We start from the raw sequence: 17,460 nt of genomic DNA on the forward strand, positions 1-17,460 counted from the left end.
TTGTTACAAATTTTTAAGCGCGTGTTTAATAATGTTCTCAACGCTTAGAGAAGGGTCTTGGTTTAGAACTTTGTCCACTGCCTTTTCGGCCTGTCTTCGGGCAAAGCCAAGAACCTCTAAAGCAGATAACGCTTCTTCTTTATTTGTATTGTTTGAATCAATGGAAACTTCACCCATATCGTAGACCTTCAAAATTTTGTCCCTAAGGTCCAAAATAACCCTTTGTGCGGTTTTTGCCCCAATCCCCTTTATGGCTTGAATTGTGGCCACATTGTCATTGGCAATGGCCTCCCGTATTTGGGGCGGTGACAGGGAGGACAACATGGTTCTTGCCGTACTGGAACCTATCCCCGAAACGGATAGTAGTAAACGAAATATTTCACGCTCGGATTTCTCCGCAAAACCAAACAAGGTATGCGAGTCTTCCTTTACCTGTAAATGGGTAAAGAGATTGATACTCTCCGAATCGGATATTTTAGAAAATGTATGGAGCGATATATTTACGAAATAACCCACTCCCCCACACTCAATAATGACATGGGTAGGGTTCTTTTCTATAAGCTTTCCTTTAAGGTGATGTATCATGTATCAAGTTTCAAGTAGCAAATTCAAGTTTCAAAATCAATTTGATAGGTTTCGGTCATCAAGTTTAAAGCATGAATTCAATCTGTGATGATAGGTCTTTGATTACTACGTTAAATTACCTACCAAACATCATTTTCCAGCTTTAGCCCGTTTACGTCTTTCCCGTTCCTGGGCATCTATGACCGCCACGGCCGTCATGTTTACCATTTCATCAACACTGGCACCCAGTTGCAGGATATGAACGGCTTTTCGCAATCCCAACATTATGGGTCCAATGACATCCGCGGCATGCAATTCCTTCAACAATTTATAAGTAATGTTTGCGGATTCCAAGTTCGGGAATATCAAGGTATTCACCTTTTTCCCAGCAAGTTTTGAAAACGGGAATTGACTTTGGAGCATTTCCTTGTTCAAGGCAAAATCGGTCTGTATTTCCCCATCGACAATCAAATTGGGCCTTTCGGCATGTAGCTGTGCTACGGCCTTTTTTACTTTTGAGGCATTTGGGTGATTGGAAGCACCAAAATTGGCATAGGACAGCATGGCCACAACCGGATCAAAGCCAAAAGCACTACCCAGGTTGGCGGTCATTCTTGCAATTTCCGCCAACTCTTCTGCGTTGGGATCGATATTGATAGAGGTATCCGCTAAAATTAGTGGGCCATTGTTCGTTATCATAATATGGGCGGTTGCCGCCTTTCTTACTTTGGTCGCTCTTCCAATAACCTCAAATACGGGTCTTACTACATTGGCATAGGCTCTTGAATACCCTGTAATCATACCATCGGCATCTCCTTCCAAGACCATCATGGCGCCAAAATAATTGCGCTCCCTCATTTTTATTTTTGCACTGTACAGGGTGGTTCCGTTTCTCTTCCTACTTTCCCAATATCTTTGGGCGTAATGGTTTCTCTTTTCCAAGGAATCATCCCCATATTGATCGATTATGGGTACATCCACATCAAATTCCAATTCTTTTTTTAGTTCGGAAATAATCTGCTTATCCCCCAACAAAATGGGATGTGCAATACCCTCCTCATAGGCTATCTGTGCTGCTTTAAGAACATCCAAGTGGTCGGCTTCCGCAAAAACAATTCTTTTTGGGTTTATTTTTGCCCTGCTCATAAGCAGGCGCATCACCTTGTTGTCATCTCCGGATCGCTGCAGGAGCATCTCGCCATAAGCTTCCCAATCGGTAATCGGGGCCTTTGAAACCCCACTCCGTATGGCCGCCTTAGCCACAGCCGGAGGGATTTCCGAAATAAGCCTTGGATCAAAAGGTTTAGGAATGATATAGTCCTTACCAAAAGTAAGTCTGGTCTCACCATAGGTAATATTTACCTGTTCGGGGACGGGTTGCTTTGCCAAATCCGCCAAAGCCTTTACCGCGGCCATTTTCATCTCCTCATTGATCGCAGTGGCCCTTACATCCAGGGCACCCCTGAATATAAATGGGAATCCCAGGACGTTGTTTACCTGATTCGGATGATCGGAGCGTCCCGTAGCCATAATGATATCATCCCTGGTTTTGCAAGCCAGTTCATACTTTATCTCTGGATTTGGGTTCGCCATGGCAAAGACAATGGGGTTTTTGGCCATAGTCTTCAACATTTTCGGAGTTACGATATCGGCAATGGACAGTCCAATAAAAACATCGGAATCCTTCATGGCCTCCTCCAGCGTATCTATTTTTTGGTCAGTGGCAAACTCCAACTTTTCATGGGACAGACCTGCCCTGTCCTTTCGGATTACACCTTTGCTATCCAACATAAGGATGTTTTCCGCCTTGGCTCCAAATGCCTTATACAACTTGGTGCAGGAAACTGCGGCGGCCCCTGCCCCACTGACCACTATTTTTGCTTCCTCGATTTTCTTCTTTGTCAATTCCAATGCATTCAACAAGGCAGCCGCGGAAATGATGGCGGTTCCATGCTGATCATCATGCATTACGGGAATGTCCAGTTCTTCCTTTAACCGTCGTTCTATTTCGAAGGCTTCGGGAGCCTTGATATCCTCCAAATTGATTCCACCAAAGGTAGGGGCAATGGTCTTTACCGTTTCCACAAATTTGTCCACATCCTCGGTGTCCAATTCAATATCTATTCCATCGATATCAGCGAAAATCTTAAACAATAAACTCTTTCCCTCCATAACGGGTTTGGAAGCCTCAGGTCCGATATTTCCCAAACCCAATACAGCCGTTCCATTAGAAATCACGGCTACAATATTGCCTTTGGAAGTGTACTTGTACACATCCTCTTGGTTTTTTTCGATTTCCAGACAGGGTTCCGCTACTCCAGGGGAATATGCCAATGCCAGGTCGCGTTGGGTAGCATAGGGTTTGGTAGGTACTATTTTAATTTTTCCGGGTCTGGGTTTGGCATGGTAGACCAAGGCTTCCTTTCTACGTTTCTCTTCACTCATATCCTAAGTTTGATCTGTAAATTTAGCCTAATCTTTTAGGAATGGGCTTTCTAAAAATAAAAAAGCATCAATAGTTTTATTGATGCTTTCCCAAATGTCAAATCCATACTACCAAAAGTATCCAACCACAATTGTTGTGATGACCAATAATACAATGGCGAGATACCTATAATTTTTATACCAGGGGAGCGCACGGAGTTCTTCGGTCTCCTCGGTAAACATTTTCTTTTTGTACGTATACTCCCTTACCTGCTCATCATCTGGAAGACCGGTCAACGAGCTGACCGTTACATGGACAATAATGCTAATAACGAACAAAAGATTTGCTTTTGCCAGGAAATGGAAATCATTGAGGTAGGGGGAAATATCATATGCCGCCGACAATATCATAAAAAGAGCGAAGGCACCACCGACCAACAAACTAACAAAGGCTCCAGTACCATTCGCCCTTTTCCAAAAAAGTCCCAATATAAATGCAGATACCACGGGAGGACTGGTAAATGCGATGACTAACTGCAAATAGCCCCATAACGAATCACTCACCCTTTCGATGAACGGAACCCATGCAGAAGCAAGGACCACCAAAACAAGGGTAGCTATTTGGCCTGCCCGAACCAATTGCTTACTGGTCATTTCCGGGCGAAGCTGCTTTACAAAATCCATAGTGATCAAGGTAGAAGCCGAATTGAAGGTTGCCGAAACCGAGGACATCATGGCCGCCAAGAGACCTGCTACGACCAGACCTAAAATCCCAGTAGGCAATAATTGAAATAGCAAAACCGGATAAGTAAGGTTAGGGCAATCCGCCAAGTTCTGGCACATTCCACCATCGGCCACGGGGTAGTTAAGGCCGGAAATATCCAGATTGTTAAAAAGCAATAAGGCCAATACACCGGGAACGACCATGATAAAAATAACCGGGAGTTTCAAAAGTCCGGCAAATAGCGCACCCCATCTCCCATGGTTCAAGTCCTTGGCCCCCAAGACCCGTTGTACCATAAACTGGTTATTGGCCCAAAAATAAAAGCCTAAAAGAGGAACCCCTGTTAATAACCCCCACCAGGGCATAAACTCATCATTGTCCGGACGTACCAGACTAAACACCTCGTCCGAATTGGACGGAATGAACTTGCCTTCGGCGGCCCTATCCCCAAAATTCACCTCCCCACCAGCTAACATGGCATCCAGTTTTCCCATCATTCCTTGCCAACCTCCACCTAATTGGTCAAAGGCAAAGTAAGTGAGAAGACAGGAGCCGATGATGAGCAGCACGGCTTGTATGACCTCGGTCTGTATTACGGAATTCAGACCCCCCGGAATGGTATACGCCGCTGCTGCAACAGCCAACATAATGATGATATAGGTTGAACTAATATCAGGGAACAACAACTTTAAAACAATGCTTCCTACATAGAGACCGGCTGCCGTGTCCACAAGAACATTTCCCAAAATGGTTATAAAGGAAAAATAGTAGCGTGATCGCTTGTCGTACCGACGCATCATAAATTCCGGCATGGTGTATACCCCGGATTTCAAATAAAAGGGCAGGAAAAAAATGGAAAAGAAAATTAGGATGACAACGGCATACCATTCATAGTTATAAACATTGATATTGGTCTGAAAGCCATCCGAGGCCAACCCCACCAGGGTGGAACTAGAAATATTGGCCGAAAATAATGCGATACCTACAATGGGCCAGGTCATGGTCCTACCTCCCAGAAAATAATCCTCCGAACTGCTTCTCTTGGACTTTGATATCCCATATATGATAATTCCTACGAGATAAACCAGAATTACAATAACGTCCAAAGTTTCCAATCCGCCCATGATAGTGTTGATTTAGTTTAGTCAGTTTTATTGGTTCATTTTGGCATCTCGGCAATCAATCGCTATTATTTTAAAATATCGTCCATATCTATCGCCCACTTTTAAGAAATCCACAAAATAGAACCGTCTCCGAATATAGCGTTTTTCATGAGTTCTTAAAAAAATCTTAAAAAGAAAATGGTAAATTTTATTACGAAAACGTTTGCGTTTTCCGGCTTACAGAAAAAGAGATGAAGAAAACCCTAAGGTTTTGAAAACCTTACCTTTAAATTTACTTCACAAATTTGATATTTCTTTTGAGGCCGGAAAATTTTGTGCGCTTTACGGCCGATTTTTGAAAGACCTTTTTGAAGACATCCTCCGTTATTTCATCCCAATCCTTTTTGGTCATGGATAGTAATTCCGGTTTGGGATCAAACAGGGGTTCGTTATGCGATTTGGAAAATCGATTCCACGGACAGACATCCTGACAAATATCACAACCGAAAATCCAATCCTCAAATTGGTCCTTGACCGAAGTAGGAATTTCATTTTTGAGTTCAATGGTAAAATAGGATATGCACTTGCTCCCATCCACTACATAAGGCTCCACAATAGCTTCTGTGGGACAGGCATCGATACAAGCGGTACAGGAACCACAATGATCGGTCACCGGTGAATCGTATTCCAATTCCAGATCCACTATAAGCTCTGCGATGAAATAGAAAGAACCTACCTGTTGTGTGAGCAGGTTGCTATGCTTACCCATCCAGCCCAAACCACTTTTGGCAGCCCAGGCCTTGTCCAATACCGGAGCGGAATCTACAAAGGCCCGCCCATGAATCTCCCCGATTTCCCCTTGAATGTACTGGAGCAGGTTCTTAAGCTTTTCCTGTATCACAAAGTGGTAGTCCATACCATAGGCGTATTTCGACACCTTAAAAGTGTCCTTTATTTGGCTCTCGGATGGGTAATAATTCAATAGCAACGAAATCACCGACCTTGCCCCATCTACCAGCTTGGTAGGATCCAAACGCTTGTCAAAATGGTTTTCCATATAATGCATCTCCCCGTGCATGTCGTTTTTCAACCATTTTTCGAGTCTAGGGGCCTCTTCCTCCAAAAACCCGGCTTTCGAGATACCACAGGACAAAAAACCGAGGCGCCTGGCTTCGGTTTTAATGAGATTGGTATGTTTTTGTCTCGTTCCCAACGGATATGCCCAAAACTTTCACAAAGTAGTTCTATAGGACGAAGGTACGTTATCCTATGGAAAAGAATTTAAACTATTTTTCTATCCAATGTTTTGGAGAACAAATACATGCAAATTCCCAAAATCCATATTACCAATATCCCTAAGGGGCCCTTACTATTTTATGAATGGATACCCCAGGATAAATATAACCTGTACCATTAACAAAAACCGGGTATTCAACGAATCGATGACTATTTAAATCGGTTTTACCAAGAGTAATGAAGTATTTAAAGTTACTATCGCCTAGCTGTATCAGGACCAATCTTGGATGATAATTCGCTAATGGAATTTACGGGGAAACCTCCTTTTTCGGCATGCTCCCTAATCAAAGCCTTGTTCTCGGCTTTATAAACACAATACACTTTGTTGTCGGTAACATAACTATGCAACCATTCGATTCCCGTATCCATTTCCTTAAGGACGGAACATGATTTTTGGGAGATTCCCTTAAGTTGTTCTTGAGTTAGTTTTCCGGCATCCGGAATCTCCCTTTCTATTAGGTAGGTCTTCATTTCCATGTCTCTAGAATTTTGTTGCGCATTCGCCTGAGTAGTGCCCATGGCAAAAAGCAATACGATCGTTCCTAAAGTTTTTGCAGTTTTCATAGTGTCGCTTTTTAAAAGTTATATTCACAAAATTAGATACGTGAAAAACGAAAAGCGGCAAAGAATAATTCTGATTATAAAAGCTTTAGACCAAAATCAAAAATCCTTGACGTAGGCAAGGGGCTGTAGACCGAAGCGCTGCTGAAAGCATTTGGCAAAATAAGAAGGACTGGTGAAGCCAGAATCGAAGGTGGTCTGGGCAATATTGCGATCGGATCTTAAAAGATTCAATGATTTGTACAATCTAAATTCCTTAATCAGACTATTCGGGGAGAGGTTTGTCAAACCGATACACTTCCTGTATAACTGGGACTTGCTCATGGTCATTTTCCCGGCAAAATCCGTAATCCCAAAACCGGGGTCATTCCAATTATCTTCCAACGTATTAAGGAGTATTTCCAAAAAGTTCTCCTCTTGGGGCGATATCCCCTTAATTTGGGCATTGTCCATAAGCTTTTGCCAATCATGACGATATAATTCCTGAATTATGGATGACAAAATAATTTGATTTTCCTTTCCTATAAAACAGAGGTATCTGGCTAATTTTACCGCATCCCCAAAAATCATGTTGTTTTTGGTGACCGGCATCCCTGCATGAATCCCAATTCTTAAATTGAGTAATTCGGCAGCGATATGAAGTCCTTTTTGAAGAGCCAGGGCACATTGAACTGCCTGGGAAACCGAAACAAAAGAAGCAATGAAGTCATCTCCCTTAAGTTCTACTTCCCTTCCTTCAAACCTTTTGATCTGCTCCCTAATCGAGGAGTTATAAAGGGATCCTAATTTTTTTGCCCTTTCAGGTCCTAATTTATGTCTCAACAATTTTGAATCGGCAATTGTATTGACCATAATAACCCTAAAAGCCGGGTCGTTAAAGATTTTTAAATCCGCATCCCCCAATTGTGCAAATGTATCAGGATCCTGTATCCGGCCCAAAAAGGCTTCGACCACATTACTGTTCACCTGAATAATCTCATGCGGAATAAGTCCATGAGCCCTGTCGTGCATTTCCCTTACGGCCTGCTTATCAGGAGCGTCAATGAGACAAAAGGCACTCCCTCTTTCTTCGTCTACCCAATAGGTCATACACCTGCATCCATACTCATCCTGAATCTTCAAATCTTCCCTATGGGCCTCGGCGGCGTCTTTGGCCGAAATCCCGGGAGCAATATGTAAATCCATATAAATAGGCATTCCCTTAAAAGTTTATCCTGAGAAATGAAAGAAAAAATTCATTTTATCTCTTCTACGCTAAATAAAGACAAGTTTACACGGAAAAATAAAAAATTTAATTCAAAGAATAACAGATTTAGTTCATTTACAGATTTTTAGAGATTTTATTTGACACGTATTTTTTGCGTTTAGTGATACTTATAGAGGTATTTTAATTCGTTCATTCTAAGTTCTGACAATAAATTTTATGTCAGCCTCTTTTGGTTTTAAGCTAATGAGTGGATGAACCTTGATTTTCTTGGTAGTGGACAACCGGTATTTCTTTACCAAAAAGGCGATTGTCATGAGCATTTCGTACATGGCAAAATTATTGCCTACGCACATGCGAGGCCCAGCCCCGAAAGGAAAGTAATGACCGGAAAAGTCTTTTTTGTCATCGGGGGCAAAGCGCTCCGGAACGAATTGATCCGGGTTTTCCCAGAAATCCACATGACGATGCAACTCGTATATGCTCATCAGCCATACCGTACCTTTTTTAAAAACATGTCCTTCCAGGGTATCTTCGGCCAAACTTACCCTATCCATAAAATATACCGGGGGATAAAGCCGCATGGATTCCTCTATGCACTGTTGGGTATAGGGCAATTGAGCCAGGGCGTGTATGTTGTTTCCCTTTTCAAAATCAATATCCTTTACTTCCCGGTAAAGTCTTTGTTGAATTTTGGGATGTCTAGCCAATAACATTGAGGTAAAGCTCAACGCGTTGGCCGTCGTTTCATGGCCCGCCGTAAAAAGTACCATAACCTCATCGATGAGCTGTTGCCTCGGCATATGTGTACCATCCTCATAACGGGCATCCAAAAGCATATCCAACAGGTCATTTTTTTTCTCATTGGAATCCAGGCGTTCCTGGACGATTCCGTTAATCAAATGCCTTGCCTCGGCGGATAACCTTAAGTGCCTCCGGATATCCCCATTTAAATGGAACCACCAATTAAGATAGGGCATCCGCATTTCCTTGATCAACATTTTTTGATTGGTAATGGTAATTTCCTTTAGGCGTTGCATTCTATCACGAATATTGTCCGCACTAAAAAGGGACTTTGCGACTACTTGAAAGGCCAAATCCCCCATTAAGGGAAAAATGTCCTGCTCGGAATTGACCTGAACCCTGTTTAGTTCTGTTGTAATGGCATTGTACATCGTACCTAGTAAACCTTCCAATTTTTTCCTGTGGAAGGCAGGTTGTATCATCCTCCGATGCACACGCCAAAATTCACCGTTGGAGGTCAGCAGTCCATGGCCAATATATTTAGCCAATTCCTTGGTCTGAAAGGACGACTTCCCGTAGCTTTTGTGGTTTTTTTGAAGTATATGCCGAATGGATTCCGCATTCCTAGTAAAGACCCAATCATTGCGCCTTCCCAAATTTATCCTAAACGTATCCCCATATTTCTGGAAATAGTGGTGATGAAAGGGCAAAGGATTCTTTAGAATCGTCCTTCTATTCCTTAATACTTCATATCGGGGGATACTCGGTAAATCCTTCATCAGAACAAGCCCGGCTGATTTCCTCCTTTTATCCTTCCCAAATGCTTGTAGGCCAATTCGGTTACCTCACGACCCCGAGGGGTACGCATAATAAAACCCTGTTGAATCAAAAAAGGCTCATAAACTTCCTCGATGGTCTCCGCACTCTCGGAAACGGCCGTGGCCAAAGTAGTAATACCAACGGGACCTCCCTTGAATTTATCTATTATCGTAGTCAGAATCTTGTTGTCCATTTCGTCCAGGCCATGGGCATCTACATGTAAGGCTTTAAGACCGAATTTAGAGATATCCATGTCTATATTACCATTACCCTTGATCTGGGCAAAATCACGGACGCGACGTAGAAGGGCATTGCAGATTCTCGGGGTACCTCTACTACGTCCAGCAATCTCAATGGCGGCTTCATTAGTGATAGGTACTTTTAAAATATCCGCACTACGTTGTACTATGGTGGAGAGCAATTCCGTGGAATAATATTCCAATCGGCTTGAAATACCGAAACGTGCCCGCATAGGTGCCGTTAACAAACCCGAACGTGTGGTTGCCCCTACCAAAGTAAAGGGATTAAGGTTAATCTGTACAGTACGGGCGTTGGGACCTGTCTCGATCATGATATCAATTTTGTAGTCCTCCATAGCGGAATAAAGATATTCCTCCACGATAGGGCTTAACCGATGGATCTCATCGATAAAAAGGACGTCCCTTTCTTGGAGATTGGTCAATAGACCTGCCAAATCCCCAGGTTTGTCCAACACCGGTCCAGAGGTAATCTTGATGCCCACTCCCAGTTCATTGGCCAAAATATGGGCCAACGTAGTCTTACCCAGTCCGGGTGGGCCATGGAAAAGCGTATGATCCAAGGCCTCTCCCCTTAGATTGGCAGCCTGCACAAAGACCTTTAGATTTTCCAGAACCTGCTCCTGTCCCGTAAAATCACCAAACGTAATAGGTCTCAAAGCCCTCTCCATATCCAGTTCTTCCTGGGAAAAGTTCTGTGCCGTTGGATCTAAGTTTTCATTCATATCCTAACAAAGATAATAAAGCATGAATAAGTAGTTGTACCATTTAAATGAATCCATACCTGTAGGTTACTCTAAAGTTAAATTCATGGAAAACCCAGGCTCGATTTTGTTCGACATGACATTTGTCATCTTTTTTACCCTGCCTTATCCCCTACATTTGTATAGAAATTTTTAATGATCGTCATAAACTATATTTATCAACTATAAAAACAACAAACATGGCAGAAGCATTTAACCTTCGGAAATACGGTATAGACACCGAAACCATTTATCGAAACAGTAGTGTACCTGTACTGTACGAATTGGGACTGAGATTGGAAAAAGGTACTGCAATTTCCGATGTAGGAGCTTTGATGACCTACTCCGGGGAAAAGACCGGTCGTAGTCCAAAGGACAAGCGTATTGTGCGGCACCCTGATTCAGAGAATAATATTGACTGGGGCGATATCAACATAGGGCTGGATGAGCATACCTATATGGTAAACCACGAACGTGCCCTTGATTATCTCAATACACGTGATCACTTATTTGTTGTGGACGCTTTTGCAGGCTGGGATCCCGACTATAGGATAAAGACAAGGATTATCTGCACACGTGCCTATCACGCACTCTTTATGCAAAATATGTTGATCATGCCAACTAAAGAGGAACTGGCCAATTTTGGTGAACCGGATTATGTGGTTATGAACGCCGGTGGTTTCCCTGCCAACCGTTATACATCCGAAATGACCTCCAAGACCAGTATAGACGTGAACTTGGAACGTAAGGAAATTGTGATATTGGGTACGCAATATGCCGGGGAAATGAAAAAAGGTCTCTTTGGTGTTATGAACTATCTTATGCCATTGAAGGGTGTAGTACCTATGCACTGCTCCGCCACAGTAGGGGAAAAAGGTGATGTTAGTATCCTTTTCGGTCTTTCCGGTACCGGGAAGACTACCCTAAGTGCCGATCCAAAACGTAAACTGATCGGTGATGATGAGCACTGCTGGACAGATAAGGGTACCTTTAACATTGAAGGTGGGTGTTATGCCAAGGCCATTGATCTTTCCGAGGAAAAAGAACCGGATATCTATAATGCCATTCGATTCGGTACCGTTCTTGAAAATGTGGTTTATGACAAGGACACCCGTGCGGTAGATTATTCCGATACCACCATTACACAGAATACAAGGGCTTCCTATCCCATCGAGTTTATCGACAATGTACAGATACCCTGTATCGCCGGACATCCAGAGCATATCATCTTCCTAACCTGTGATGCCTTTGGTGTATTGCCTCCGGTAAGTAAATTAACTCCGGAACAGGCCAGTTATCACTTTATCTCCGGGTATACAGCGAAAGTCGCCGGTACGGAAATGGGTGTTACGGAACCTCAAGCTACATTCAGTGCTTGTTTTGGCGCAGCCTTTATGATGTGGCATCCTAACAAATATGCCGAGATGTTGGCCGAAAAAATTAAGGAGCATAAAGCAACGGCTTGGTTAATAAATACTGGTTGGAACGGTACGGGTTCCCGAATAAAATTGAAGTATACCAGAGCTATGGTGGACGCTATCCATAACCATGACTTTGACAATGTAGAATATGTTACCGATGAGGAATTTGGTTTCTTAATTCCAACAAGTTGTCCAAATGTACCTGAAGAGGTCTTGATACCCAAGAACACTTGGGACGACAAGGAGAAGTATAACCAATTGAAACACAAGCTGGTTACTCTCTTCAATGACAACTTCGAGAAGTTTAAGTCCGGTGTAAATCAAGAAATCACGGATGCAGGTCCAAAAATAACCGAACCCGCATAGTTTTATTTCTTTACTTAGTTGTATGTTAAAATCCCCGATCGGATCCGATCGGGGATTTTTTTACGATTCATGGCCCTTTTGGGTTCTCCCTTAAAATTGTAACTTCAGGTCATGGAAAAGTATACTCCGGGAATTCTTCAATACATTCCCTTTTTTTATGTCATATGGTCAGATGACCTGCTATCGGCTTCGGAAATTGCCATTGTTGAAAAGGCCTTAAAACAGGATGGTTCATTGTCCAAAGAAGAATGGGACACTTTGTTCAAATGGTTGAGAAGGGCAGCCCCTCCTTCCGATATGGAATTCAGAAAATGGAAGCATACCATTTCCAAATCTGCCGTAAAACTTGTCGAGAGCGATACCTATCCCTTGGCCACCTTTAGTCAAAAGGTAGTCTGCAGCTTTTATGATGAATGCCCGTTCAACGAAAATCTAAAGTATATAGAATTAAATCTTGGCATACAGCCCAACCATTATAACCATTTGTTCGATGTAGAGGTGGTGCACCAAAGGACGTCCAACTACTATGACGGCCATGAATTGGACGCCCTTTTAAAAGGTAAGCATTCCAAGATAATCGATGATTTTCGTTCATTTTTGTCCCACTCCCTTTTTACGTGGAACATTCATAGGAACAAGGATGAATTCAGGAAACAGGTCTTGGAACAGGTGAAATTTTTGGGAGAAAAAGGTTATGGTGCCCTAGCATACCCGGACACCTATGGCGGAACAGGGGATATGGAGGGATATGCCGCTATTTTCGAAAATCTAATGTATGTTGATGGGAGCCTTGCGATCAAGTTCGGGGTACAGTTTGGGCTTTTTGGGGGGAGTATCCAAAAACTAGGGGCCAAAAGGCATCATAATCTCTATCTCGGAAAAGCCGGGGAAGCCAAACTTTTGGGCTGTTTTGCCATGACGGAAACCGGACATGGCTCCAATGTAAGGGGTATTAAGACTACCGCGACCTACGACTCCAAGACCGATGAAATTATAATCCATACCCCTGGTGAAAATGACAACAAAGAATATATTGGAAACGCTCTACATGCAAAAATGGCCACGGTATTTGCACAATTGATCGTCAATGGAAAAAATGAGGGAGTGCATGCCGTTCTGGTTCCTTTACGGGATGCCGAACATAGGTTGTTGCCCGGGATAACCGTAGAGGACAATGGGTATAAACTAGGGCTCAACGGGGTGGACAACGGTAAAATTTGGTTCAATCAGGTGCATGTACCCAGGGCTAACCTGCTAAGCAAATACGGCCACATTAATGATGACGGTACTTACCATTCCGATATTAAAAATCCGAATAAACGTTTCTTCACCATGCTTGGCACTTTGGTAGGCGGACGTATCTGTGTGGCACGTGCCGGATTGGGTGGAGCTAAATTCGCACTGGCCATTGCCGTAAAACATGCTTTACAAAGAAGGCAGTTCAATGATACTATCAAGATTCAGGAAGACCTGTTAATGGACTATCCTACCCATCAATTGCGGCTTGCACCCTTGATTGCCAGTGCTTACGTCTACCACATAACCTTGGACAGGATTATGGAAGTTTATTGCCATGACGCCCCTACGGATAAACGCAAGGTGGAAACCCAAGTAGCCGGACTGAAATCCTTAATCACCTGGTATGCCAACGATGCCATACAAGAATGTAGGGAAGCTTGCGGAGGTAAGGGTTATCTAATCGAAAATCGTATTGCGGACCTGAAGTGCGATGTGGATATTTTTACCACATTTGAAGGTGATAACACGGTGCTATTGCAGTTGGCCGCTAAAGGAGTTCTCTCTAACTTTAGGGCCGAATTCAATAGTGCAGGTTTTTCTTCGGTATTGCGATTACTCGCCACCCAACTTGGCGAGAGACTTTCCGCCATTAATCCAGTTTACACCAATAAAACGGACAAGGAACATCTATACAGCCCCAAATTCCATAAACATGCCTTTAATTATCGGACAAAACGATTGACCTATACCTTGGCGATGCGCATACGAGATCAGATAAAAAAAGGCGTTCCTTCCTATCAGGCATTTCTTAAGGTACAGACGCATTTATTGGCCCTGGGCAACGCCTATAGTGTAGAGCTCGCCCATACCCTATTTTCAGATTTTGCATCAACGATCAAGGATGAAAAAAACCGTCTATTGTTCCAAAAGCTGGGAACACTTTATGCATTGTATGAAATTCGAAAAGATGCCGAATGGTTTTTGGAACAGGGTTATATAGGTAGGACCAAATCAAAGGCCATACGACAAAGGGTAGAACGTCTATGCTCCGAGCTAAGGCCACATATGGAGACCTTGGTGGATGGTTTTGGTATTCCGGAGCATTGTATGACCGCTCCGATCGCTTTTTAATCCACAGCTTTGTGGAGCTTTGAAGTATCCAAAAATTCCGAAATCCCTATTTTGGGATTTCCGTACAGGTTAACCCGTGATGAACCCTTTGAGGAAAGCTCAAAATTCGTCAAGGCATATATGTTGGCATTCGAGGATTCTTCTAAAAAGGCCTTAACGCTGGTTGCTTCACATCGTTCCGCCTTAAGGTTGGCATTCCCATATAAGTTTACTTGTAGACTATCCGTGGTACCTTCCAATCTTGCCGTTGCATTCTTTTGCATAGAGACATGGGTACTTTCGCCCACCACATATATGCGAGCGTCTATACGATCTTTTAATTGAACATCTATGGAGTCGCTCGCAAAATTAAAATCGCCGGAGCTTATGCCTTCCATGGCCAGGTGTGTTATCGTAGCATTGGCATTCAATTCCAATCGCGAAGGCCCCGAAGTTTTAATGCTCAATTCATCGGAAGAGATTACGTCTTGCGTGTTTATTTTCCCATTTTCCATAATTATGGATTCCAATTCCTTGTAGTTAATGGTAATCTCCAGCTTTTTTTTGGCCGTTATCTTGTAAAATGAACTGATCAATAATGTACCATCCTCAACTTCAAATTTTAGCACATCGATCAGGTTATCATCGGCTTCAATGGTATACCCTTCCTCGAAGGATTTTTTTAAAACGATCTCCAAATCATCAATAAGTCGTATAGCATGGAACGGAGACAGATTCTCATTTACCTGCACAACGCTCCTATTCCCCTTGATCTTAGGTTTGCGTTGGGCGTGTACAAACCCTGTAAACATGACCAGTGCAACAAGAAAATTGTATTTCATATTAGGTTAGATTTCATGGAGGGTTCCAGTAAGCCCTGTCATAGGTCCACCCAAATACAGGAACCGATTTCAATGGGGTTTTCAAAGTAGGGCTTCACTAAGATATTACAAAAAAGCGAAATTGTCCTTTTTCCATAGCCATCAAAAAAAATGCCCAACTTCATAGTCTGGGCATTTTTTGTTTGAATTAGTTTGGCGTTAATGATTTAATTCTTCCTCATCTTCTTGTAAGGGTACGGTCTGGGGCACAAAATCCTGACCTGGAATGATGTATTCCCCATTTTCGTCGGTCTTGCTATAATCATAGGCCCAACGATGAACATGCGGTATGGGACCGTCCCAATTTCCATGAATATGTTTTACCTCGGCCGTCCATTCTAAAGTAGTCGCGTTCCAAGGATTCTTCGGTCCTTTTTTACCATAAAAAATACTACTGATGAAGTTATAGGCGAAGACCAATTGCGCAGCTGCCGTTATCAATGCAAAAACCGTCATAAGAACTTGTACATCGGTCAATTCATCGAACATGGGAAATGCTGTATTCTCGTAATATCTCCTTGGTACTCCGGCCATACCCACAAAGTGCATGGGGAAGAATATTCCATAAGAACCAATGGCCGTAATCCAAAAATGGATGTATCCCAGATTTTTGTTCATCATTTTACTTTCGAACATCTTTGGAAACCAATGATACACTCCGGCAAATAAACCATACAGTGCCGAGATACCCATTACCAAATGGAAGTGTGCCACTACAAAATAGGTATCATGCACATTGATGTCCAAGGTGCTGTCCCCTAAGATAATCCCAGTAAGACCTCCCGTGATAAATGTGGATACCATTCCTATGGAAAATAACATCCCTGGGTTCAATTGTAGATTTCCCTTCCACAGGGTCGTTATCCAGTTAAACGCCTTTACGGCCGAAGGTATGGCTATCAAAAGGGTGGTAAACGTAAATACCGATCCCAAGAATGGGTTCATTCCGGAAATGAACATATGATGCCCCCAAACGATCGTGGACAAAAATGCAATGGCCAATATGGAGGCGATCATAGCTCGATAGCCAAAAATGGGTTTACGGGCATTTACGGACATTACCTCGGAAACTATACCCATTGCCGGTAGAATTACAATATAGACCTCCGGATGCCCTAAAAACCAAAAAAGGTGCTCGTACAATACAGGTGATCCTCCTTGGTAATGTAAAACTTCTCCTTGAATAAAAATATCCGATAAAAAGAACGATGTTCCGAAACTTCTGTCCATAAGCAATAATAGACCAGCAGATAACAGAACTGGGAAAGAGATTACCCCGATAATGGCTGTTACCAAAAATGCCCAAATCGTTAAAGGCAAACGAGTCATGGACATCCCCTTCGTCCTCAAATTCAATACTGTAACGATATAGTTCAACGATCCCAAAAGGGACGAAGCAATAAATACGGTCATAGATACCAGCCATAGGGTCATTCCCATACCTGATCCGGATTGGGCCATCGGCAAAGCACTTAATGGGGGATATACCGTCCATCCGGCGGACGCAGGACCGGCCTCCACGAAAAGTGAAATTACCATGATTACACTGGACAAAAAGAACAACCAATATGATATCATGTTCAAAAAGCCGGATGCCATATCCCTGGCCCCTATTTGTAACGGTATCAAAAGATTACTAAAAGTACCACTCAATCCGGCAGTAAGTACAAAAAATACCATAATGGTTCCATGAATGGTAACCAATGCCAGATAGATATCCGCATCCATTACCCCATCAGGCGCCCATTTGCCCAATAAAGTTTCGAATATGGGGAAGGATTCCCCCGGCCAGGCCAGTTGCATACGGAACAATAGGGACATGGCAATCCCCACAAAACCCATAATGAGCCCTGTAATCAGATATTGTCTAGCAATCATCTTGTGATCCTGACTGAATATATATTTGGTTATAAATGTCTCTTTGTGATGATGCCCATGATCATGTGCATGATCTTCTACATGTGCTTGTGCCGTAACAGACATAATTTTACTTTTTTAATTATC

Annotated in this window: 12 protein-coding genes; 2 read left to right on the forward strand and 10 right to left on the reverse strand. The window is 42.8% G+C overall.

What is annotated here, in order from left to right:
• Positions 1–3 precede the first annotated feature (3 nt).
• From ruvA to ruvB, 8 genes are all read right to left on the reverse strand, one after another.
• Complete coding sequence (gene ruvA, locus ACO06Y_RS24750) at positions 4–585, reverse strand: Holliday junction branch migration protein RuvA (protein ID WP_422081742.1); 582 nt, start codon at positions 583–585, stop codon at positions 4–6.
• 129 nt (positions 586–714) lie between these two features.
• On the reverse strand, positions 715–3,009 hold the full coding sequence (locus ACO06Y_RS24755) for an NADP-dependent malic enzyme (RefSeq protein WP_422081743.1): 2,295 nt from the start codon (positions 3,007–3,009) through the stop codon (positions 715–717).
• 108 nt (positions 3,010–3,117) lie between these two features.
• Entirely contained in the window at positions 3,118–4,836 is a 1,719-nt protein-coding gene (locus ACO06Y_RS24760) for a sodium:solute symporter (RefSeq protein ID WP_422081744.1), read from the reverse strand.
• Positions 4,837–5,107: 271 nt separating this feature from the next.
• Positions 5,108–6,028: a tRNA epoxyqueuosine(34) reductase QueG gene (queG, locus tag ACO06Y_RS24765; RefSeq protein ID WP_422081745.1), complete on the reverse strand. Its 921-nt coding sequence runs from the start codon at positions 6,026–6,028 to the stop codon at positions 5,108–5,110.
• Between the two features lie 278 nt (positions 6,029–6,306).
• Positions 6,307–6,675, reverse strand: coding sequence for a DUF4242 domain-containing protein (locus ACO06Y_RS24770; protein WP_422081746.1), 369 nt, complete (start codon positions 6,673–6,675; stop codon positions 6,307–6,309).
• Positions 6,676–6,771: 96 nt separating this feature from the next.
• Positions 6,772–7,869 (reverse strand): nickel-binding protein, encoded by a 1,098-nt coding sequence (locus ACO06Y_RS24775; RefSeq protein WP_422081747.1) that lies wholly within the window; start codon positions 7,867–7,869, stop codon positions 6,772–6,774.
• Between the two features lie 204 nt (positions 7,870–8,073).
• Positions 8,074–9,399 (reverse strand): cytochrome P450, encoded by a 1,326-nt coding sequence (locus ACO06Y_RS24780; protein ID WP_422081748.1) that lies wholly within the window; start codon positions 9,397–9,399, stop codon positions 8,074–8,076.
• On the reverse strand, positions 9,399–10,421 hold the full coding sequence (gene ruvB, locus ACO06Y_RS24785; protein WP_422081749.1) for a Holliday junction branch migration DNA helicase RuvB: 1,023 nt from the start codon (positions 10,419–10,421) through the stop codon (positions 9,399–9,401). Before ruvB ends, ACO06Y_RS24780 begins: the two co-directional genes overlap by 1 nt.
• Before the next feature lie 218 nt (positions 10,422–10,639).
• Here ruvB and pckA point away from each other — a divergent pair, with 218 nt between their 5' ends.
• Both pckA and ACO06Y_RS24795 read left to right on the forward strand, forming a co-directional pair.
• The gene (gene pckA, locus ACO06Y_RS24790; protein WP_422081750.1) at positions 10,640–12,226 is read left to right on the forward strand and encodes a phosphoenolpyruvate carboxykinase (ATP); all 1,587 of its coding nucleotides are present in this window, start codon (positions 10,640–10,642) and stop codon (positions 12,224–12,226) included.
• A gap of 111 nt (positions 12,227–12,337) precedes the next feature.
• Positions 12,338–14,596, forward strand: a complete 2,259-nt coding sequence (locus ACO06Y_RS24795; protein ID WP_422081751.1) for an acyl-CoA dehydrogenase — start codon at positions 12,338–12,340, stop codon at positions 14,594–14,596.
• On the opposite strand, the gene ACO06Y_RS24800 is transcribed toward ACO06Y_RS24795, so the two are convergent.
• Both ACO06Y_RS24800 and ACO06Y_RS24805 read right to left on the reverse strand, forming a co-directional pair.
• Complete coding sequence (locus tag ACO06Y_RS24800) at positions 14,593–15,417, reverse strand: GIN domain-containing protein (RefSeq protein WP_422081752.1); 825 nt, start codon at positions 15,415–15,417, stop codon at positions 14,593–14,595. The two genes, ACO06Y_RS24795 and ACO06Y_RS24800, sit on opposite strands and share 4 nt — an antisense overlap.
• A 198-nt stretch (positions 15,418–15,615) precedes the next feature.
• A complete protein-coding gene (locus ACO06Y_RS24805; protein WP_422081753.1) occupies positions 15,616–17,439 on the reverse strand; it encodes a cytochrome c oxidase subunit I in 1,824 nt (607 codons plus the stop codon).
• Positions 17,440–17,460: the final 21 nt, after the last annotated feature.

It is taken from the genome of Ulvibacterium sp. (genome assembly GCF_965228935.1).
Classification (GTDB): domain Bacteria; phylum Bacteroidota; class Bacteroidia; order Flavobacteriales; family Flavobacteriaceae; genus Ulvibacterium.

Bases quoted from the DNA above. Each gene is read 5' to 3' on its own strand.
- ruvA (WP_422081742.1), bottom strand. From the start codon at position 585: ATGATACATCACCTTAAAGGAAAGCTTATAGAAAAGAACCCTACCCAT.
- ACO06Y_RS24755 (WP_422081743.1), bottom strand. From the start codon at position 3,009: ATGAGTGAAGAGAAACGTAGAAAGGAAGCCTTGGTCTACCATGCCAAA.
- ACO06Y_RS24760 (WP_422081744.1), bottom strand. From the start codon at position 4,836: ATGGGCGGATTGGAAACTTTGGACGTTATTGTAATTCTGGTTTATCTC.
- ACO06Y_RS24770 (WP_422081746.1), bottom strand. From the start codon at position 6,675: ATGAAAACTGCAAAAACTTTAGGAACGATCGTATTGCTTTTTGCCATG.
- ACO06Y_RS24775 (WP_422081747.1), bottom strand. From the start codon at position 7,869: ATGCCTATTTATATGGATTTACATATTGCTCCCGGGATTTCGGCCAAA.
- ACO06Y_RS24780 (WP_422081748.1), bottom strand. From the start codon at position 9,399: ATGAAGGATTTACCGAGTATCCCCCGATATGAAGTATTAAGGAATAGA.
- ruvB (WP_422081749.1), bottom strand. From the start codon at position 10,421: ATGAATGAAAACTTAGATCCAACGGCACAGAACTTTTCCCAGGAAGAA.
- pckA (WP_422081750.1), top strand. From the start codon at position 10,640: ATGGCAGAAGCATTTAACCTTCGGAAATACGGTATAGACACCGAAACC.
- ACO06Y_RS24795 (WP_422081751.1), top strand. From the start codon at position 12,338: ATGGAAAAGTATACTCCGGGAATTCTTCAATACATTCCCTTTTTTTAT.
- ACO06Y_RS24800 (WP_422081752.1), bottom strand. From the start codon at position 15,417: ATGAAATACAATTTTCTTGTTGCACTGGTCATGTTTACAGGGTTTGTA.
- ACO06Y_RS24805 (WP_422081753.1), bottom strand. From the start codon at position 17,439: ATGTCTGTTACGGCACAAGCACATGTAGAAGATCATGCACATGATCAT.